At 42.4% G+C, this 17,252-nt stretch carries 10 protein-coding genes, 18 tRNA genes, 2 rRNA genes and 2 riboswitches; of the genes, 2 read left to right on the top strand and 28 right to left on the bottom strand.

What is annotated here, in order from left to right; translation table 11 throughout:
- Positions 1 to 119: 119 nt before the first annotated feature.
- The 5 genes from MHI22_RS17550 to MHI22_RS17530 form a co-directional block, all read right to left on the bottom strand.
- Positions 120 to 1,943: an APC family permease gene (locus MHI22_RS17550; RefSeq protein ID WP_340812424.1), complete on the bottom strand. Its 1,824-nt coding sequence runs from the start codon at positions 1,941 to 1,943 to the stop codon at positions 120 to 122.
- Positions 1,944 to 2,061: 118 nt separating this feature from the next.
- A riboswitch (cyclic di-AMP (ydaO/yuaA leader) is annotated at positions 2,062 to 2,212 on the bottom strand.
- A gap of 192 nt (positions 2,213 to 2,404) precedes the next feature.
- Positions 2,405 to 2,929, bottom strand: a complete 525-nt coding sequence (locus MHI22_RS17545; protein ID WP_340812423.1) for a PepSY domain-containing protein — start codon at positions 2,927 to 2,929, stop codon at positions 2,405 to 2,407.
- A 91-nt stretch (positions 2,930 to 3,020) separates the two neighbouring features.
- Positions 3,021 to 3,692, bottom strand: coding sequence for a PepSY domain-containing protein (locus tag MHI22_RS17540; RefSeq protein WP_058845209.1), 672 nt, complete (start codon positions 3,690 to 3,692; stop codon positions 3,021 to 3,023).
- Positions 3,689 to 4,984: a sensor histidine kinase gene (locus tag MHI22_RS17535; RefSeq protein WP_058845208.1), complete on the bottom strand. Its 1,296-nt coding sequence runs from the start codon at positions 4,982 to 4,984 to the stop codon at positions 3,689 to 3,691. Before MHI22_RS17535 ends, MHI22_RS17540 begins: the two co-directional genes overlap by 4 nt.
- The gene (locus MHI22_RS17530; RefSeq protein ID WP_089934923.1) at positions 4,974 to 5,669 is read right to left on the bottom strand and encodes a response regulator transcription factor; all 696 of its coding nucleotides are present in this window, start codon (positions 5,667 to 5,669) and stop codon (positions 4,974 to 4,976) included. The genes MHI22_RS17535 and MHI22_RS17530 overlap by 11 nt, the downstream gene beginning before the upstream one ends.
- Before the next feature lie 208 nt (positions 5,670 to 5,877).
- Here MHI22_RS17530 and MHI22_RS17525 point away from each other — a divergent pair, with 208 nt between their 5' ends.
- Positions 5,878 to 7,143, top strand: coding sequence for an Nramp family divalent metal transporter (locus MHI22_RS17525; protein ID WP_036122019.1), 1,266 nt, complete (start codon positions 5,878 to 5,880; stop codon positions 7,141 to 7,143).
- Between the two features lie 193 nt (positions 7,144 to 7,336).
- Here the strand turns inward: MHI22_RS17525 and MHI22_RS17520 are convergent, their stop codons facing one another.
- Positions 7,337 to 8,800: an amino acid permease gene (locus tag MHI22_RS17520; protein ID WP_036122023.1), complete on the bottom strand. Its 1,464-nt coding sequence runs from the start codon at positions 8,798 to 8,800 to the stop codon at positions 7,337 to 7,339.
- Between the two features lie 82 nt (positions 8,801 to 8,882).
- A riboswitch (Lysine riboswitch) is annotated at positions 8,883 to 9,059 on the bottom strand.
- A 176-nt stretch (positions 9,060 to 9,235) separates the two neighbouring features.
- Between MHI22_RS17520 and MHI22_RS17515 the strand changes: the two genes are divergently transcribed.
- Positions 9,236 to 10,444 (top strand): CynX/NimT family MFS transporter, encoded by a 1,209-nt coding sequence (locus tag MHI22_RS17515; RefSeq protein ID WP_058845206.1) that lies wholly within the window; start codon positions 9,236 to 9,238, stop codon positions 10,442 to 10,444.
- A 66-nt stretch (positions 10,445 to 10,510) separates the two neighbouring features.
- Here MHI22_RS17515 and MHI22_RS17510 read toward each other — a convergent pair whose 3' ends face one another.
- The 22 genes from MHI22_RS17510 to MHI22_RS17405 all read right to left on the bottom strand — a co-directional run bounded on the left by MHI22_RS17510 (position 10,511) and on the right by MHI22_RS17405 (position 17,137).
- Entirely contained in the window at positions 10,511 to 11,041 is a 531-nt protein-coding gene (locus MHI22_RS17510; RefSeq protein ID WP_058845205.1) for a hypothetical protein, read from the bottom strand.
- A gap of 25 nt (positions 11,042 to 11,066) precedes the next feature.
- The gene (locus tag MHI22_RS17505; RefSeq protein ID WP_089934917.1) at positions 11,067 to 12,113 is read right to left on the bottom strand and encodes a nitric oxide synthase oxygenase; all 1,047 of its coding nucleotides are present in this window, start codon (positions 12,111 to 12,113) and stop codon (positions 11,067 to 11,069) included.
- Between the two features lie 318 nt (positions 12,114 to 12,431).
- Positions 12,432 to 12,503, bottom strand: a tRNA-Glu gene (locus tag MHI22_RS17500).
- 1 nt (position 12,504) lies between these two features.
- Positions 12,505 to 12,581: transfer RNA gene (locus tag MHI22_RS17495), tRNA-Asn, on the bottom strand.
- Positions 12,582 to 12,588: 7 nt separating this feature from the next.
- Positions 12,589 to 12,662: transfer RNA gene (locus MHI22_RS17490), tRNA-Ile, on the bottom strand.
- A 4-nt stretch (positions 12,663 to 12,666) separates the two neighbouring features.
- A tRNA-Gly gene (locus MHI22_RS17485) sits at positions 12,667 to 12,740 on the bottom strand.
- Positions 12,741 to 12,746: 6 nt separating this feature from the next.
- Positions 12,747 to 12,822 (bottom strand) — tRNA-Phe (locus tag MHI22_RS17480).
- A 4-nt stretch (positions 12,823 to 12,826) separates the two neighbouring features.
- Positions 12,827 to 12,919 (bottom strand) — tRNA-Ser (locus tag MHI22_RS17475).
- 13 nt (positions 12,920 to 12,932) lie between these two features.
- Positions 12,933 to 13,008 (bottom strand) — tRNA-Ala (locus MHI22_RS17470).
- A 15-nt stretch (positions 13,009 to 13,023) separates the two neighbouring features.
- Positions 13,024 to 13,100 (bottom strand) — tRNA-Pro (locus MHI22_RS17465).
- A 15-nt stretch (positions 13,101 to 13,115) separates the two neighbouring features.
- Positions 13,116 to 13,192: transfer RNA gene (locus MHI22_RS17460), tRNA-Arg, on the bottom strand.
- Between the two features lie 19 nt (positions 13,193 to 13,211).
- Positions 13,212 to 13,284, bottom strand: a tRNA-Lys gene (locus MHI22_RS17455).
- A 14-nt stretch (positions 13,285 to 13,298) separates the two neighbouring features.
- Positions 13,299 to 13,373, bottom strand: a tRNA-Gln gene (locus MHI22_RS17450).
- 9 nt (positions 13,374 to 13,382) lie between these two features.
- Positions 13,383 to 13,458: transfer RNA gene (locus MHI22_RS17445), tRNA-His, on the bottom strand.
- A gap of 47 nt (positions 13,459 to 13,505) precedes the next feature.
- Positions 13,506 to 13,579: transfer RNA gene (locus MHI22_RS17440), tRNA-Trp, on the bottom strand.
- Between the two features lie 4 nt (positions 13,580 to 13,583).
- Positions 13,584 to 13,667: transfer RNA gene (locus tag MHI22_RS17435), tRNA-Tyr, on the bottom strand.
- Positions 13,668 to 13,674: 7 nt separating this feature from the next.
- A tRNA-Thr gene (locus MHI22_RS17430) sits at positions 13,675 to 13,750 on the bottom strand.
- 10 nt (positions 13,751 to 13,760) lie between these two features.
- Positions 13,761 to 13,836 (bottom strand) — tRNA-Asp (locus MHI22_RS17425).
- 3 nt (positions 13,837 to 13,839) lie between these two features.
- Positions 13,840 to 13,914 (bottom strand) — tRNA-Met (locus tag MHI22_RS17420).
- 26 nt (positions 13,915 to 13,940) lie between these two features.
- Positions 13,941 to 14,016, bottom strand: a tRNA-Val gene (locus MHI22_RS17415).
- A gap of 11 nt (positions 14,017 to 14,027) precedes the next feature.
- Positions 14,028 to 14,143, bottom strand: a 5S ribosomal RNA gene (rrf, locus tag MHI22_RS17410).
- Between the two features lie 66 nt (positions 14,144 to 14,209).
- A 23S ribosomal RNA gene (locus MHI22_RS17405) occupies positions 14,210 to 17,137 on the bottom strand.
- Positions 17,138 to 17,252 lie beyond the last annotated feature (115 nt).

Raw genomic sequence — 17,252 nt, 5'->3', positions numbered from 1 at the left:
TTACGAAATAAAGTTTGATTTTTCGGAATTTAATGGTATTTCGCAACTTTTCAATTGCAAACGTTCGTGTTTTCAATCAACGTACTGATTATAACAGACTATTTTCTAGCTTGCTAGCATTATTTTGATAAATGAAAAGGGACTGTCATAATGACGACATTTCTGTGAAATAACAGTGTCGTACGAATGAGTAGACTCGATTGGTTGTGTAGCATATGATGCCACCCTTTTTTCGGTAGAAATTGAGGAATCACAACCGTCACTTTATGATTTGTTTTAGTACAATGGTGCTCTACTTTATCAATAAATTTCATCAATGGCTGTGTAATGCTACGATATGGTGAATAGTAAGTCACTAACCGTACATCAGGTTGCCATGCGTTCCACTTCTCTTCAAAAGCTTTTGCTTCTGCTTGATCGAAAGCTACATAAAAGGCGATCACTTTATCCACCTTAAGTGATTTAGCATAATGAAGAGAGTTTTCAACTACCTTTGTTATACCAGCGACTGGCACAATGAACACATTTCCCTCAATAGTAGTCAGCTCCTCCTGATTCAATCTCAATTGTTCTCCAACGGCTTGATAATGGTGCTTAATCCGATGAAATACAAAAATAATGATTGGTAAAAAGACGAACACTGGCCATACTTGGGGCATTTTTGTCACAAAGAACATCATAGCTACAATGAAAGAGATCGCTGCTCCAATTGTATTGATAGAAAATTTTGCTACCCAACCTTTAGGTTTTTCGCGCCACCATTTTCGCATCATTCCCGTTTGCGCTAATGTAAACGGAATAAATACCCCAACTGCATATAGCGGAATTAAATGCTCTGTGGCTCCATCAAAAAGAATAATTAAGACAATGGCCGCAACACCTAGCATCATGATGCCATTTGAATAACCAAGACGATCTCCACGAATTTGGAATATTCTTGGGATAAAACCATCCTTCGATAAATTCACAGCAAGCAATGGAAAGGCTGAATACCCTGTGTTTGCGGCAAGTACTAAAATCATTGCCGTAGTCCCCTGTACAATATAATAAAGGAAATTCCGACCAACACTAGCTTCTGCCAGTTGGGAAACTACTGTTGCCTCTGCTGTTGGGGCAACCCCATAAAAATAAGCTAGGCTTACAATACCAATAAATAAAACAGCTAAAATGGCGCCCATCGCTAAAAGTGTTTTTGCTGCATTATTAGGAGCAGGATTTCTAAAATTAGGAATAGCATTAGAAATAGCTTCTACCCCGGTTAACGCTGAGCTACCTGAGGCAAATGCCTTTAATAAAATAAATAAGCTAATCCCTGCCACTGGTGTACCAACCTTTGGATGCAGCTCTGCTGGCACCTGACCAGTTGTAACCTGATAGAGCCCAATCCCAATTAACAAGAGCATAACGCCTACAAATAGATAGACTGGGTATGCCAAGATAGAGGCTGACTCTGTTACACCTCGTAGGTTTAAAATTGTTAAGAAAATCACAAAAACGATAGCAATGGGTACATTGTATGGATTAAGGCTTGGAAATGCCGATGTAATAGCATCTGTACCTGCTGAAACACTAACTGCTACTGTTAAAATATAATCAACAAGCAAAGAGCCTCCAGCTACAAGACCTGCATTCACTCCTAAATTTTCTCGCGATACTACATAAGCGCCACCACCATGTGGATAAGCAAAAATAACCTGACGATAAGATAAAATCAGTGCCACAAGCAGAACGACCACTCCAACGGCAATCGGTAAAGAATACCAAAGGGCAAGTGTGCCCACTGTCATAAGAACAATTAAAATTTGTTCTGGTCCATAGGCTACTGAAGACAAAGCATCGGACGATAAGATTGCCAATGCCTTTGCTTTACTAAGCTTTTGTTCCCCTAACTCATCGGATCTTAATGGTTTGCCGATTACATAACGTTTGAATGAGGATTTCATTGATAAACACCTTCTAGTTTCATAGAATGTGTTTCGCCTCTCTAAATAACATCAAAAAACGTCTACAAGTCATCACTAAATAAGACTTGTAGACGTTCATCCGTCTGCCAAGCTCCACTTTTCTGCTCTTAACGCTTACGAGGTTAGCTGTCGGATTCGGGCCTGAGTAGCCCTACCCCTCCAAATGGAAGAGATTCACCCCAAGAATGGCTTATGCCATACATCAAAATTGGTTCCCCCGCGTTTAGTTGCTTCAGCGATTTAGAAATTTGAAACTTTTATAATGATGTCATATTACGCCTGCTGATTGAAAAAGTAAAGAAGAAAATTTTTCATTTTCACGAGTGAAAAACATAGACTTTTTTCGAGCATATGTTAATACTCGTCATTGCTGCCAATACTCTCGCTACAACAAAAAACTGTCTTAAAAGTATGCTCTACTTTTAAGACAGCTCGCTCTTTTAGTCTTCTATATCTTGTTCAAAATCAACAATGTTCCCTGTCATTGCATCCACATCTACTTCATATTCATACTGACCATCTTTCAATTCTATTTCATATAAGCCATCATCCAGCTTAATTTTTGTCACGGTACCTTTTGCTTTCGTTAAGGCTGTTTCGATAGCCTGTTCTTTTGTAATAATTTTCGCTGTTGGCGTGCTAACAGAAATGTAATTATCCCAATCATCGTCATCTCGACGCTCTTTTTTCTGCTTCAGTAATTTTCCCGTATAAGCATCAAATTTTAAATCATGTTCCGCTGTCTCGGTATGCACCTCTACTTCGTAAATAGAGCGGAATTGATTTTGATCAAATTCGATATCCGCAACAGTCCCATCAACTATTGCTAATGCTTTCTTCTCAATCTGCTGCATTGTTAATACCTTATTTTCTTGCGCATTTCCTGATAATAAAGTTGTCGAGCCAATTGCTGCTCCAACCCCAAGAGTAACTACCAATGCTGGAATCATAATTATTTTTTTCATATTCATCTCTCCTTTGTTTTATCTATTCTTAGCTTAGCAAGCGAAGATGATAGAACTATAAGAGGAACATTAGAATTTCATGAGAAATGATTTATTGTTCGTCATCCCATGTAACAGACAGAACTTTTCCTGAAACGGCATGAATTTGAAAAGTGGCTTCGTCATCCTGTGTTTCAATTTCAACTAAATAGTAACCACCCTCTGAGGTTTCTTCAAAATCGACTGAATCCACCTCTCCCTTCAATTGCTCCAGTGCTATTTGAACGGCTTGCTGCTCAGTAATAATAGGCCCTTCTACAGATTGTTCTTGTGGCTCCACCATTTTCTCCGATAATACTTCACCGGAATAGCCATCAAGTGTGATATCTTTTTGCTTGCTATCTTTTTCAACTCGCACTGTATAAATGGAATCTGTTAACATAACACTTTCTACATCTCCATATTCCTGTTTAACCATCTGCCTGATTTGCTTTTCTGTTAACAGTAATTTACTTTGTCCTTCTTTTATTTTTAAATCAGTCACCTGTTGTGTCGTAGCATCGAGCACAGCTCCATACTTGATATGATCTCGCGTAAAGAGCATTTCATAGGTTTTTCCTTGTTTCTTCACCTGAGTAACATGACCTTTATAGATTGTTTCAACATGGCGAATGGCCTCCGCTTCGCTAAGAGGCTCGACTTGAAAATAACGCGTTTGAATAAACCAAAACGTTCCGCTACCGAGAAGGACAATCACAACAATTATCAACAGCCACTTTCTCATTGTTGTCCCTCCTTTGGTATACATAAGGTAAAGCTTGACCCTTCTCCAATTGTACTTTTTACATCCATCATTATCCCCAATTGTTCTGCAAGCCCATGCGCTATGGCAAGTCCTAGCCCAGAACCACCTGTCTTACGGTTACGATCTCCTGTTACACGATAAAATCGCTCAAACAAATGTGGAATATGCTCCGCTGGAATACCAATACCAAAATCTTGGATGGTAATGCATACATGATTAGCTGTTTCTGTTGCGAGAATATGCACTTCCTCCTCACTATATTTCCTAGCGTTATCCAGCAAAATAAAGAGTAGTTGCTTTAATATTTTTTCATCACTATAAACAAAACTTGGCTTCTTCACATCAACTATAAATGCTCGATGATACGCATGCTGCATTTGGGAAGCCACTTTATTCAAGAACGGCGCGAGCTCTAGCTGTTCAAAATGAATGTCCAGATGCTCATTATTTTTAGCTAGTTCTAGCAATTGCAGCACCATTTCATGCATGCGTGATGATTCATTGGCAATAGCTAGTAATGATTCCTGTGCAACTTCCCGATTGTCAAAACCTCTTCTGAGCAGTAATTTTGCATAGCTTTCAATAACCGTAATGGGTGTCTTCAATTCATGGGAAGCATTCGATACAAATTCTTCTTGCTTTCGATAATGCTGTTCAAGCTTTTCCATCATCATATTAAAAGTACGGTTAATGTTTGTTAACTCATCCCCACCTTTTACTGGTATATCCATTTTTTCATATTTTCCTGTCGATGCACTTTTTCGCATAGTCTCATTTAAACGTTCTAGCGGTAATAAAATAAGTCGCCCAAGTACTAGGCTTGCTAAGAAAATAGGAATCGTTGCAATAACAGATACAATAATCAATATAACCTTTAGCAAACTTAATGTCCGTTCTACTTCTTCCATGGATTGCTGTAATGTGATATCCACAACCGTTCCGTCTATCCAAATAGCAGGCATTGTATAGGTAATGGAAGGGCCTTCTGGCATGTCAAGGGTAGCCTGAACCTTTGTTTTTAAACGCTCTCCATCATAAATGTAGACGGCACCATCTGTCGGCATATAGGCTCTTAATACTTGCTGTAGGTTAGTTTGAGCATTTAACTGACTGAATGTGGAGCTTAAATCATTGGCACGTGTTTGAAGCTGATGATATTCCGTATCATAGGCAGATTTCTCATACAATAAATAAATTCCACTGTTTGTGGCCACTAATATTACTAGCATCAGCAATGTTGTAAGTAGATGAATTTTTGTTTTAAGTCTCATCACGATGTTCCTTCAACACATAGCCAACTCCACGAACTGTTTGGATAATAGGCGTTGCATTAGCAGCTTCAAGCTTTTGTCGTACATAGCGAATATAGACATCCACAACATTTGTATCCCCATAATAGTCATAGCCCCATACAGCCTCTAGTAGCTGTTCCCTAGTCAGTACTTGTTTAGGATGCTTTAGTAAATAGAACAATAAATCATATTCACGAGGTGTCAGTTGAATATCTTTATTAAAATATACGACCTCTCTTGTTTGCTCGTTTATCGATAAGTGTCCAAATGCAAGGGCAACTTGTTTTGAACTAGCCTTTTGTGAAAATCGTAAAGCATTGCGAATACGCGCCAGCAATTCTTCAATTTCAAACGGCTTTGTCACATAATCATTGGCTCCTAAATCCAATCCTTTTACTTTATCCTCCACCTCACTTTTGGCAGTAAGCATAATAACAGGTGTCTGGGATTCCGTTGCACGAATCCGCTTTAGCACATCAATGCCACTCATCTCAGGCAGCATGACATCAAGTAGGATCAAATCCCATGGCTGTTCACGGTAACGAAGCAAACCATCTGTCCCTGTATGAGCCATTTCCGCCTCAAAGCCTTCAAATTGAAGCTCAAGCTGTAGCACTCTCGCAATATTTTCTTCATCTTCTATAATTAAAATTCGATTGGTCATGTCGAATCCGTCCTTCATCTTTTCTTTTCATCGTAAACGATGCTGGTGGTGAAAGTCTAATTAGAAAATGATGAGAATGGCACATACTTATAGAAACTTAAAGCAAACCACTTCACTTTTTTGATTCCTAGCGTTAGAATACTAATATCTTATTTTCCTATAGGAAACTTTATTTCGTTAATGATACTTTTTGAAACGAGGGAACAATATGGTTTACAAACGAGTCACAAAATCGTCTGCCGAGGCGGTTTTAGATGGAGATATAAAAGGTTGGCGACGCTTTTTACCATTTTTAGGACCTGCATTTATTGCAGCCGTCGCCTATATCGATCCTGGTAATTTTGCTACAAATATTACAGCAGGCTCTCAATATGGCTACCTGCTACTTTGGGTTATAGCCTTTTCTAATTTAATGGCCGTGTTAATTCAATCCTTATCTGCCAAGCTTGGAATTGCGACAGGTAAAAACTTGCCTGAAGTAGCACGCGAGCATTTTTCTAAAAAAACATCCATCTTTTTATGGATACAGGCTGAATTGGTCATCATTGCTACAGATCTCGCTGAATTTATTGGTGCAGCATTAGGGCTTTACTTGCTCTTCAATATCCCTATGCTGCCCGCAGCATTAATTACGGCAGTTGGTTCATTTGCTATTTTAGAACTTCAAAGAAGAGGATTTAGAGCCTTTGAAGCCGGTATTTCGGGCATGGTGTTAATTGTTGTCTTAGCATTTGCCTTCCAAACATTTTTAGCACAGCCAGAATGGGGCGATGTAGCGATTGGCATGTTCACGCCACAGTTTGAAGGTGTAGATTCACTATTATTAGCAACAGGTATTTTAGGAGCAACTGTCATGCCTCATGCTATTTACTTACATTCATCGTTAACGCAAAATCGTATTGTTGGTCGGAATGAAAATGAAAAAAAACGTATTTTCCGTTTTGAATTTATCGATATTATCATCGCTATGATTATTGCCGGAGCGATTAATATGAGCATGCTGATCATTGCTGCAGCAGTCTTCCACACACAAGGCGTGGTTGTAGAAGATTTAGATGTTGCCTACAATGGCTTAAAAGATGCGCTCGGCCCCATGGCTGCTATTTCATTTGGTCTTGGTTTACTTATTGCCGGGCTAGCTAGCTCCTCTGTCGGGACGTTAGCAGGTGATGTAGTCATGCAAGGATTCATTCAAAGAAAAATACCACTTTATTTACGTAGAGCGATTACTATGGTGCCGCCTCTAGTCATTATTGCTTCAGGCGTGAATGCAACCTATGCGCTCGTTCTAAGTCAGGTTGTTTTATCTTTCGGTATTGCATTTGCTCTTGTCCCTCTTGTGATGTTTACAAGCAAACGAAACATCATGGGCAGTTTAGTCAATCACCGTATTACAACGTTTTTAGGTTGGTTTGTTGTTGTTATCGTTGTGACATTGAATATTTACTTACTGTGGGAAACAATATTTGGATAATAAAAATCAGGTACTCGAGATGAACTGCCCCGTAAAAGTTTGATTTCTAACTATTACGGGGCAGTTCAAGAATGGGTACCTGTTTTTTATTTGATTAGACATCGACTTTCGAATGGCTAGTTAACGACGATTAAGACATAAAAAGCTGTCCCATAAACCAATCATTCATTAGTTTACAGAACAGCCCTACTATTTAATCTTCCACTTTTAAATCACATTCTTGAAGTGAAAGCATTTTTGTTTTGTGCTTGATTTTGTAGCCAAACCATAACAGTAAAAATAGTGGGATTCCAACATAAGAAACTAATATCCCATACCAATCAATTTGGTCTCCCGTAAAGGCCGTGTAATTTTGCCCAATGACCACAATCATACAAACAGTAAAGGCAAATAGTGGTCCAAACGGGTACAATTTTGCTCTATAAGGTAATAGCTTTGGATCTAGGCCCTGTGCCTCAAATGCACGACGGAAGCGATAATGACTAAAGGCAATGCCGAGCCATGCAATAAAACCAGACATACCAGAGGCGTTTAACAGCCAAATATAAACAACGCCATCACCAAAGAAAGACGCTAAAAAAGCTAAGCAACCTACAGCTAATGTTGCCATCAATGCATAAATTGGTATTCCTCGACGACTTAGCTTTGTGAAGAACTTAGGCGCATGTCCATCCACTGCTAATTGCCATAGCATACGTGATGATGCATAAAGCCCTGAATTTCCAGCTGACAGCATAGCCGTTAAAATAATGGCATTCATTAACGAAGCTGCAAATGCAATACCTAAGCGGTCAAACACTAATGTAAACGGTGATACTGCGATATCTTCTGATAATAAGCGTTCATCTGTAAATGGAATCAACATTCCGATTGCACCAATTGCTAAAATATAAAACAAAAGAATACGCCAGAATACGGATTTAACAGCCTTTGGAATATTTTTTCCTGGATCGTCTGTTTCACCTGCTGTAATCCCAAGTAACTCTGTTCCTTGGAATGAAAATCCGGCTGCTAGGAAAATTCCAAATGTAGCTAGGAAGCCACCGTGAAATGGTCCATCACTAATAAAGAAATTAGTAAAGCCTACAGGCGCCTGTCCACCTAAAATACCAAAAATCATTAATAAACTGATAATAATAAAAACAATGACTGTCACTACTTTAATCATCGCAAACCAATATTCACTTTCTCCATAGCTCTTTACAGAAAGTAAATTAAATGACAGTACAACAGCAATAAATAATACTGTCCAAAGGGCTGATGAACTATCAGGGAACCAATATTTCATAATTAAGGATACTGCCGCAATTTCTGCTGCAATAGTGATTGCCCAGTTATACCAATAGTTCCAGCCTAATGCAAAGCCTAGTGCTGGATCTACAAATTTTGTTGCATACGTACTAAATGAACCGGATGATGGCATATAGGCAGCCATTTCCCCTAAGCTTGTCATTAAAAAGTACACCATAATACCGATTAGGGCGTAGGCAAGCAATGCACCACCAGGTCCAGCTTGTGCAATGGCACCACCACTGGCTAAAAATAGTCCCGTACCAATTGTACCGCCTAAAGAAATCATTGTGATATGACGGCTTTTCAATTCTTTTTTCAGCTTTGGCGCTTTATGTCCGAGCTGATTTACTTTTATTTCACTCACGATATAGCTTCCTTCCTATTTACGAGGCAAAAAAATGCCATCACATATACACTGTGATGGCTAAGTTAATCCTCAGTTTTTCCTAAATGATAGCTCAACACGTTGTGCAAACGTGACAGTTCTGTTCCTTTCGGAGACAGCCCCAGCATGAGGTTTTCAAGTCCCCTCACACTTCGGCAATATTCCCTTTCAGCTAATCTCATCAATGCTTGTCATTTCCATTAGCATACTTATAAATATCGCGACCTCTACCTCAATACAAACATGAGGCATATAATTATTAAATTTATGATGCTTATTATATTAGCATAAGACCTTTGACATTTCAATATAACAATAAATGTTCTGTATTTTGTGAATCTTCTACTATTTTTATTAGTTTGTTAAAGTGTTATAGTAGTTCAATTAGAGCGGTTACGAACAGGGGGATTTATTTTGACTACAAATGATCATTCCGCTAGTTTTCCGAGTAAAAAAATTAGCTGGAGGGGAACAACCTTACTTTTAGTCTTCGGAGTTATCTTTATAGCCTCTACATTAAGAATGCCACTAACTGTTGTTGGCCCTATTATATCATTTATCCGTGACGATCTTGGTATTTCTAATGTACTTGCAGGCTTTCTAACAACGATTCCATTGCTCGCTTTTGCTACCATCTCACCATTTGCGCCCGTTGTAGCACGCAAACTAGGGCTTGAGCTAACACTATTTTTATCCACTATTTTATTAGCCTTGGGGATTGTTCTACGTTCCCTTGGTACAACGGGGTTACTTGTATTTGGTACTGTACTCATCGGCATAGCCATATCATTTGGAAATGTGCTGATTCCAGGATTATTAAAATTAAAATTTCCATACCATGTTGGTTTATTAATGGCATTTTTCACTATGTCGATGAACTTAACGGCTGGGCTTGGCGCAGGTATTAGCTATCCTATAGCCAATTCATCATTTGGCTGGCAAGGAGCGCTGTCCATTGCACTTGTACTAGTGGTCGTAACGATTTTAATTTGGATACCTCAATTGAAATCAAATAAACCTGAGCCAGCCACTACCTCTAAAATGACGAGTACACCCTTATGGAAGTCACCTGTTACTTGGGCTGTCACAGGTGCAATGGGATTACAGTCTTTATTATTTTATACGACTGCTGCTTGGATTCCCGAAATCTACATCGCCCAGGGATTGGCTCCTGACAAAGCTGGTTGGATGTTTTCTATCATGCAATTTTCACAAGTACCAATGGCATTGGCTGTGCCTATCATTGCAAGTAAAATGGCTTCTCAAAGACCTCTTGTAGTGATGTTTACATTCTTCTATTTAATAGGCTTTACTGGAGTTGTCATGGAGTGGACAAGTCTTGGGGTACTGTGGATGATTCTTTTAGGTTTAGCAGGAGGTTCTTCATTTGCCTTAGCGATGATGTTCTTTACACTTCGTACACGCACGGCATTTGAGGCAGCAGATTTATCAGGCTTTGCACAATCATTAGGTTATTTATTTGCCGCCATTGGCCCTATTCTTTTTGGCTACTTACATGATTTATTTGGTGGCTGGAATATTGCTGGTTGGCTCTTTGTAGCTGTGGCGACCATTCTTTTCTTTTGCTCAATGAGAGCTTCTAAAGACGAATATGTCCATTAAAATAAAGCAGATGGGATAACTGCTCATATTTCCCATCTGCTTTACTTCTATATAGGTATAGACGTTTTATTTGTCCAATTGCTGTAGTAAGGTTAGCAGTTCAGTAAGACGGTCTGCTGTTTCTTTGTTGTGAGCTATAACTGCTGCAAAAATAGGAACAGCCTCTTGTAAGAGTATATAACTAAAATAATAATAGCTTACAAAAGCTTTCTGCTCATAACCCTTTGGCGTTTCCTCCTCCCATTCCAGCTCATCATTCTCTTCGTGATCCATCCATAAATATTTGACATCTAACAGCTCCTGCATAGTTTGAACTGAATATGATGGGTCTAGATAATCTTCAGAAATTGCATGTGCCACAGCTAAATAAAGCTCTACTTCTTGTACAGAGACATCCCCGGTATTTTTGCTAGCAAGCTTTTTTAGAAGGACAAGCAAAGCCCATGGTGTGACCTGCCATAGTGTACCTTGATGCTCCACTAACTCAGCTAGCTCTATATATTGCTCCTGTTCAATCAGCTGAGGGATAGCCGTTCCTCTTCCATAAGGTGTCGTCAATTGTAACCACGGGATACTCGGAATTTGCTCATTCAACATAGCGTTTCGTCCTCTCCACAATCAGTTAATAGCATGGTTTTTGATAAAAATAATTGGGTGTATGATAAATATTGACATAAGGTTTATGGAAAATATGAGTCGTTGCGGGCGAAAGTGGTGGGATTAGCCATGTCCAGTTGCCTGTAACGTCTCGTCCTGCTGATTCCTCTGCTTCTTCAAACAATTTAAACTGCTGAGCAGCTGTATGATGATCGACAATGCTCACGCCTTGTTCTTTAAAAGAATGAAGGACAGCAATATTAAGTTCCACTAATGCACGATCACGCCAAAGTGAAGCTTGCTTGGTTGTATCAAGATTAAAAACCTCCGCAATAGCTGGTAGCATATTATAACGGTCATGATCTGCTAAATTACGTGCACCGATTTCTGTCCCCATATACCAGCCATTAAAGGGTGCGGCTTGGAAATCAATGCCTGCCATTTGAAAACGCATACTTGAAATTATGGGTACAGCATACCATTTCATTCCTAATTTCTCTACATCCACTGACTCTGGATGACGAATTGGCACCTCTAAAATATATTCTACAGGAATTGTAAACAGCTGCGGAGCTCGCTCATCTACTTGTATAACAAGAGGTAACACATCGAATGGTGTCCTCTCACTTTTCCAACCTAACGATTCACATACTTTAGTAAAAACAATAGAATGTGCATCACCAATAACGCCAGCTTCCGTTTCATAGCCTGCATAACGAATTAGCTGATGATTCCATATACGCACTCTGTTCGAAGCAAATACTGTTATTGTTGGACGGATTTTTCCACTATTTGTTGCATAATCGATATGCTCCAGTAGTTTTTGAAAAATATCCTGTTCATCTAAAACGGCACGTGCATCTACTACATGCAATGATTGCCAAAACAGACGACCAATACATTTGTTACTATTACGCCACGCCACCCGTGCACCAAAAGCTAGCTCCTCTGTTGTTGGGTCGTACTCACCTGCATTCTTAATCTGTTGTAATCTATTCGCTAACCAACGCTCTGATTCATCTTGTTCTGTCTGATATAAACTTAAAAATTGCTGGATCTCCTGTATATTCATTTCGATTCCTCCACTTATCCTCATATTAGAGGAACAAAACGACAAGCACCACGAAAATAGCTATAAAAAAACATACATATTGCATATATGAAATAGTTTGTTCAAATTTATAATGAATCGAATCATGATTAGAAGATATTGTGAATGAAGAAGGAAAAGAGGTGGGCGACATCTTATAGAAAGGAGAAACAAAATATTAGTCATGTAAAAAAGCTACTGAACCATTGATAGCGGATTCGTAGCTTTCACTCTTTACTAATGTATCATTTATTGATAAAAGAAAAAGCATGTAACACAATATTTGTGCTACATGCTTGATGACCCGTACGGGATTCGAACCCGTGTTACCGCCGTGAAAGGGCGGTGTCTTAACCACTTGACCAACGGGCCGTGGCTCCGAAGGCAGGACTCGAACCTGCGACAACCTGATTAACAGTCAGGTGCTACTACCAACTGAGCTACTTCGGAATAATGATGGGCCTAAATGGACTCGAACCATCGACCTCACGCTTATCAGGCGTGCGCTCTAACCAGCTGAGCTATAGGCCCATTTTGGAGCGGGTGATGAGAATCGAACTCACGACATCAGCTTGGAAGGCTGAGGTTTTACCATTAAACTACACCCGCAAATAATGGTGGGTCAGGACGGAATCGAACCGCCGACACTTAGAGCTTCAATCTAATGCTCTACCAACTGAGCTACTGACCCAAAATGGAGGAGGTAGAGGGATTCGAACCCCCGCGCGGTGTTACCCGCCTGTCGGTTTTCAAGACCGATCCCTTCAGCCAGACTTGGGTATACCTCCAAAAATATTGAACTGGTGGAGCCTAGCGGGATCGAACCGCTGACCTCCTGCGTGCAAGGCAGGCGCTCTCCCAGCTGAGCTAAGGCCCCATTTATCATAAAAAATGGTCGGAATGACAGGATTCGAACCTACGACCCCTTGGTCCCAAACCAAGTGCTCTACCAAGCTGAGCTACATTCCGAAAACATAAATTTATTGGCGCGCCCGACAGGAGTCGAACCCATAACCTTCTGATCCGTAGTCAGACGCTCTATCCAATTGAGCTACGGGCGCAATATTCATTAAAAAACGATGAGCCATGAAGGACTCGAACCTTCGACCCTCTGATTAAAAGTCAGATGCTCTACCAACTGAGCTAATGGCTCGTAAAAAAGAAAAATGGCTGGGGTACTAGGATTCGAACCTAGGCATGACGGAATCAAAATCCGTTGCCTTACCGCTTGGCTATACCCCAATTTGAAAATGGGGCGACTGATGGGAATCGAACCCACGAATGTCGGAACCACAATCCGATGCGTTAACCACTTCGCCACAATCGCCACTATATAAATTATAACAGCTGTATATGAACGAGTACCTCAATACCTGGCAGGGGCAGTAGGAATCGAACCCACACCAAAGGTTTTGGAGACCTCTATTCTACCGTTGAACTATGCCCCTAAAATGGTGGAGGGGGACGGATTCGAACCGCCGAACCCTAAGGAGCGGATTTACAGTCCGCCGCGTTTAGCCACTTCGCTACCCCTCCAAGGGAATGGTGCCGGCGATAGGAGTCGAACCCACGACCTACTGATTACAAGTCAGTTGCTCTACCAACTGAGCTACACCGGCAAAAAAAAAATGGCGGTCCCGACCGGGATCGAACCGGCGATCTCCTGCGTGACAGGCAGGCATGTTAACCGCTACACCACGGGACCATTTGGTTGCGGGGGCTGGATTTGAACCAACGACCTTCGGGTTATGAGCCCGACGAGCTACCACTGCTCCACCCCGCGATAATACTATACTGTTTTAAAAATAATGGTGGAGGATGACGGGCTCGAACCGCCGACCCTCTGCTTGTAAGGCAGATGCTCTCCCAGCTGAGCTAATCCTCCACGAAAAATAAGCGAAGCGATGTCCTACTCTCACAGGGGGAAGCCCCCAACTACCATCGGCGCTAAAGAGCTTAACTTCCGTGTTCGGTATGGGAACGGGTGTGGCCTCTTTGCCATCATCACTTCACTTATTCAGTTGAAAGAGTTGTTCTTTCAAAACTGGATAAACGGTTCATTGAATGTTTCAAACGTTTTGGTTAAGTCCTCGATCGATTAGTATTCGTCAGCTCCATATGTCACCACACTTCCACCTCGAACCTATCTACCTCATCGTCTTTGAGGGATCTTACTTACTTGCGTAATGGGAAATCTCATCTTGAGGGGGGCTTCATGCTTAGATGCTTTCAGCACTTATCCCGTCCACACATAGCTACCCAGCGATGCCTTTGGCAAGACAACTGGTACACCAGCGGTGTGTCCATCCCGGTCCTCTCGTACTAAGGACAGCTCCTCTCAAATTTCCTACGCCCACGACGGATAGGGACCGAACTGTCTCACGACGTTCTGAACCCAGCTCGCGTACCGCTTTAATGGGCGAACAGCCCAACCCTTGGGACCGACTACAGCCCCAGGATGCGATGAGCCGACATCGAGGTGCCAAACCTCCCCGTCGATGTGGACTCTTGGGGGAGATAAGCCTGTTATCCCCGGGGTAGCTTTTATCCGTTGAGCGATGGCCCTTCCATGCGGAACCACCGGATCACTAAGCCCGTCTTTCGACCCTGCTCGACTTGTAGGTCTCGCAGTCAAGCTCCCTTGTGCCTTTACACTCTACGAATGATTTCCAACCATTCTGAGGGAACCTTTGGGCGCCTCCGTTACCTTTTAGGAGGCGACCGCCCCAGTCAAACTGTCCGCCTGACACTGTCTCCTGCCCCGCTAAGGGGCATGGGTTAGAATTTCAATACAACCAGGGTAGTATCCCACCGACGCCTCCTTCGAAGCTGGCGCTCCGAGATCTCTGGCTCCTACCTATCCTGTACAAGTTGTACCAAAATTCAATATCAGGCTACAGTAAAGCTCCACGGGGTCTTTCCGTCCTGTCGCGGGTAACCTGCATCTTCACAGGTACTATAATTTCACCGAGTCTCTCGTTGAGACAGTGCCCAGATCGTTACGCCTTTCGTGCGGGTCGGAACTTACCCGACAAGGAATTTCGCTACCTTAGGACCGTTATAGTTACGGCCGCCGTTTACTGGGGCTTCAATTCGCAGCTTCGCTTGCGCTAACCACTCCTCTTAACCTTCCAGCACCGGGCAGGCGTCAGCCCCTATACGTCACCTTACGGTTTTGCAGAGACCTGTGTTTTTGCTAAACAGTCGCCTGGGCCTATTCACTGCGGCTCTCATGCGCTTGCACGCTCAAGAGCACCCCTTCTCCCGAAGTTACGGGGTCATTTTGCCGAGTTCCTTAACGAGAGTTCTCTCGCACACCTTAGGATTCTCTCCTCGACTACCTGTGTCGGTTTGCGGTACGGGCACCTCTCACCTCGATAGAGGCTTTTCTTGGCAGTGTGAAATCAGGAACTTCGTCCATACGGACTCGCCATCACAGCTCAACGTTACAGTGTGCGGATTTGCCTACACACACGCCTTACTGCTTGGACGCGCATAACCAACAGCGCGCTTACCCTATCCTACTGCGTCCCCCCATTTCTCAAACGGTGAGGAGGTGGTACAGGAATATCAACCTGTTGTCCATCGCCTACGCCTATCGGCCTCGGCTTAGGTCCCGACTAACCCTGAGCGGACGAGCCTTCCTCAGGAAACCTTAGTCATACGGTGGACGGGATTCTCACCCGTCTTTCGCTACTCATACCGGCATTCTCACTTCTAAGCGCTCCACCAGTCCTTCCGGTCTGACTTCAACGCACTTAGAACGCTCTCCTACCACTGACATCGTAGATGTCAATCCACAGCTTCGGTGAATCGTTTAGCCCCGATACATTTTCGGCGCAGCGTCACTCGACCAGTGAGCTATTACGCACTCTTTAAATGATGGCTGCTTCTAAGCCAACATCCTGGTTGTCTGTGCAACGCCACATCCTTTTCCACTTAACGATTACTTTGGGACCTTAGCTGGTGGTCTGGGCTGTTTCCCTTTTGACTACGGATCTTATCACTCGCAGTCTGACTCCCGTGTATAAATATCTGGCATTCGGAGTTTGTCTGAATTCGGTAAACCGGGATGGCCCCCTAGTCCAAACAGTGCTCTACCTCCAGTATTCTCATCACGAGGCTAGCCCTAAAGCTATTTCGGAGAGAACCAGCTATCTCCAAGTTCGATTGGAATTTCTCCGCTACCCACACCTCATCCCCGCACTTTTCAACGTGCGTGGGTTCGGGCCTCCAGTAAGTGTTACCTTACCTTCACCCTGGACATGGGTAGATCACCTGGTTTCGGGTCTACGACCACGTACTATTTCGCCCTATTCAGACTCGCTTTCGCTGCGGCTCCGCCTTCTAAAGCTTAACCTCGCACGTAATCGTAACTCGCCGGTTCATTCTACAAAAGGCACGCTATCACCCATTAACGGGCTCTAACTACTTGTAGGCACACGGTTTCAGGATCTCTTTCACTCCCCTTCCGGGGTGCTTTTCACCTTTCCCTCACGGTACTGGTTCACTATCGGTCACTAGGTAGTATTTAGCCTTGGGAGATGGTCCTCCCGGATTCCGACGGAATTTCACGTGTTCCGCCGTACTCAGGATCCACTCAGGAGAGAACGAACTTTCGACTACAGGGCTTTTACCTGCTCTGGCGGACCTTTCCAAGTCGCTTCATCTAACTCGCTCTTTTGTAACTCCGTATTGAGTGTCCTACAACCCCAAGAGGCAAGCCTCTTGGTTTGGGCTCTTCCCGTTTCGCTCGCCGCTACTCAGGGAATCGATTTTTCTTTCTCTTCCTCCAGGTACTTAGATGTTTCAGTTCCCTGGGTCTGCCTTCAAGACGCTATGTATTCACGTCAAGATACTACGCGATTAAACGTAGTGGGTTCCCCCATTCGGAAATCTCCGGATCAAAGCTCACTTACAGCTCCCCGAAGCATATCGGTGTTAGTGCCGTCCTTCTTCGGCTCCTAGTGCCAAGGCATTCGCCGTGCGCCCTTAATAACTTAACCTAACGGCTTTCAATAAAAATATCGGAAACCTCTTAATGTTATTAAGCCTATAAAAAACTTAAAAAAAATAAATGTGTTTGTTACAATTTCAATGTCGTTTTATCCAGTTTTCAAA

Source organism: Lysinibacillus sp. FSL L8-0312 (assembly GCF_038003285.1).
Classification (GTDB): Bacteria; Bacillota; Bacilli; order Bacillales_A; family Planococcaceae; genus Lysinibacillus; species Lysinibacillus fusiformis_D.
This window is presented reverse-complemented; position numbering and strand designations above follow the sequence as displayed.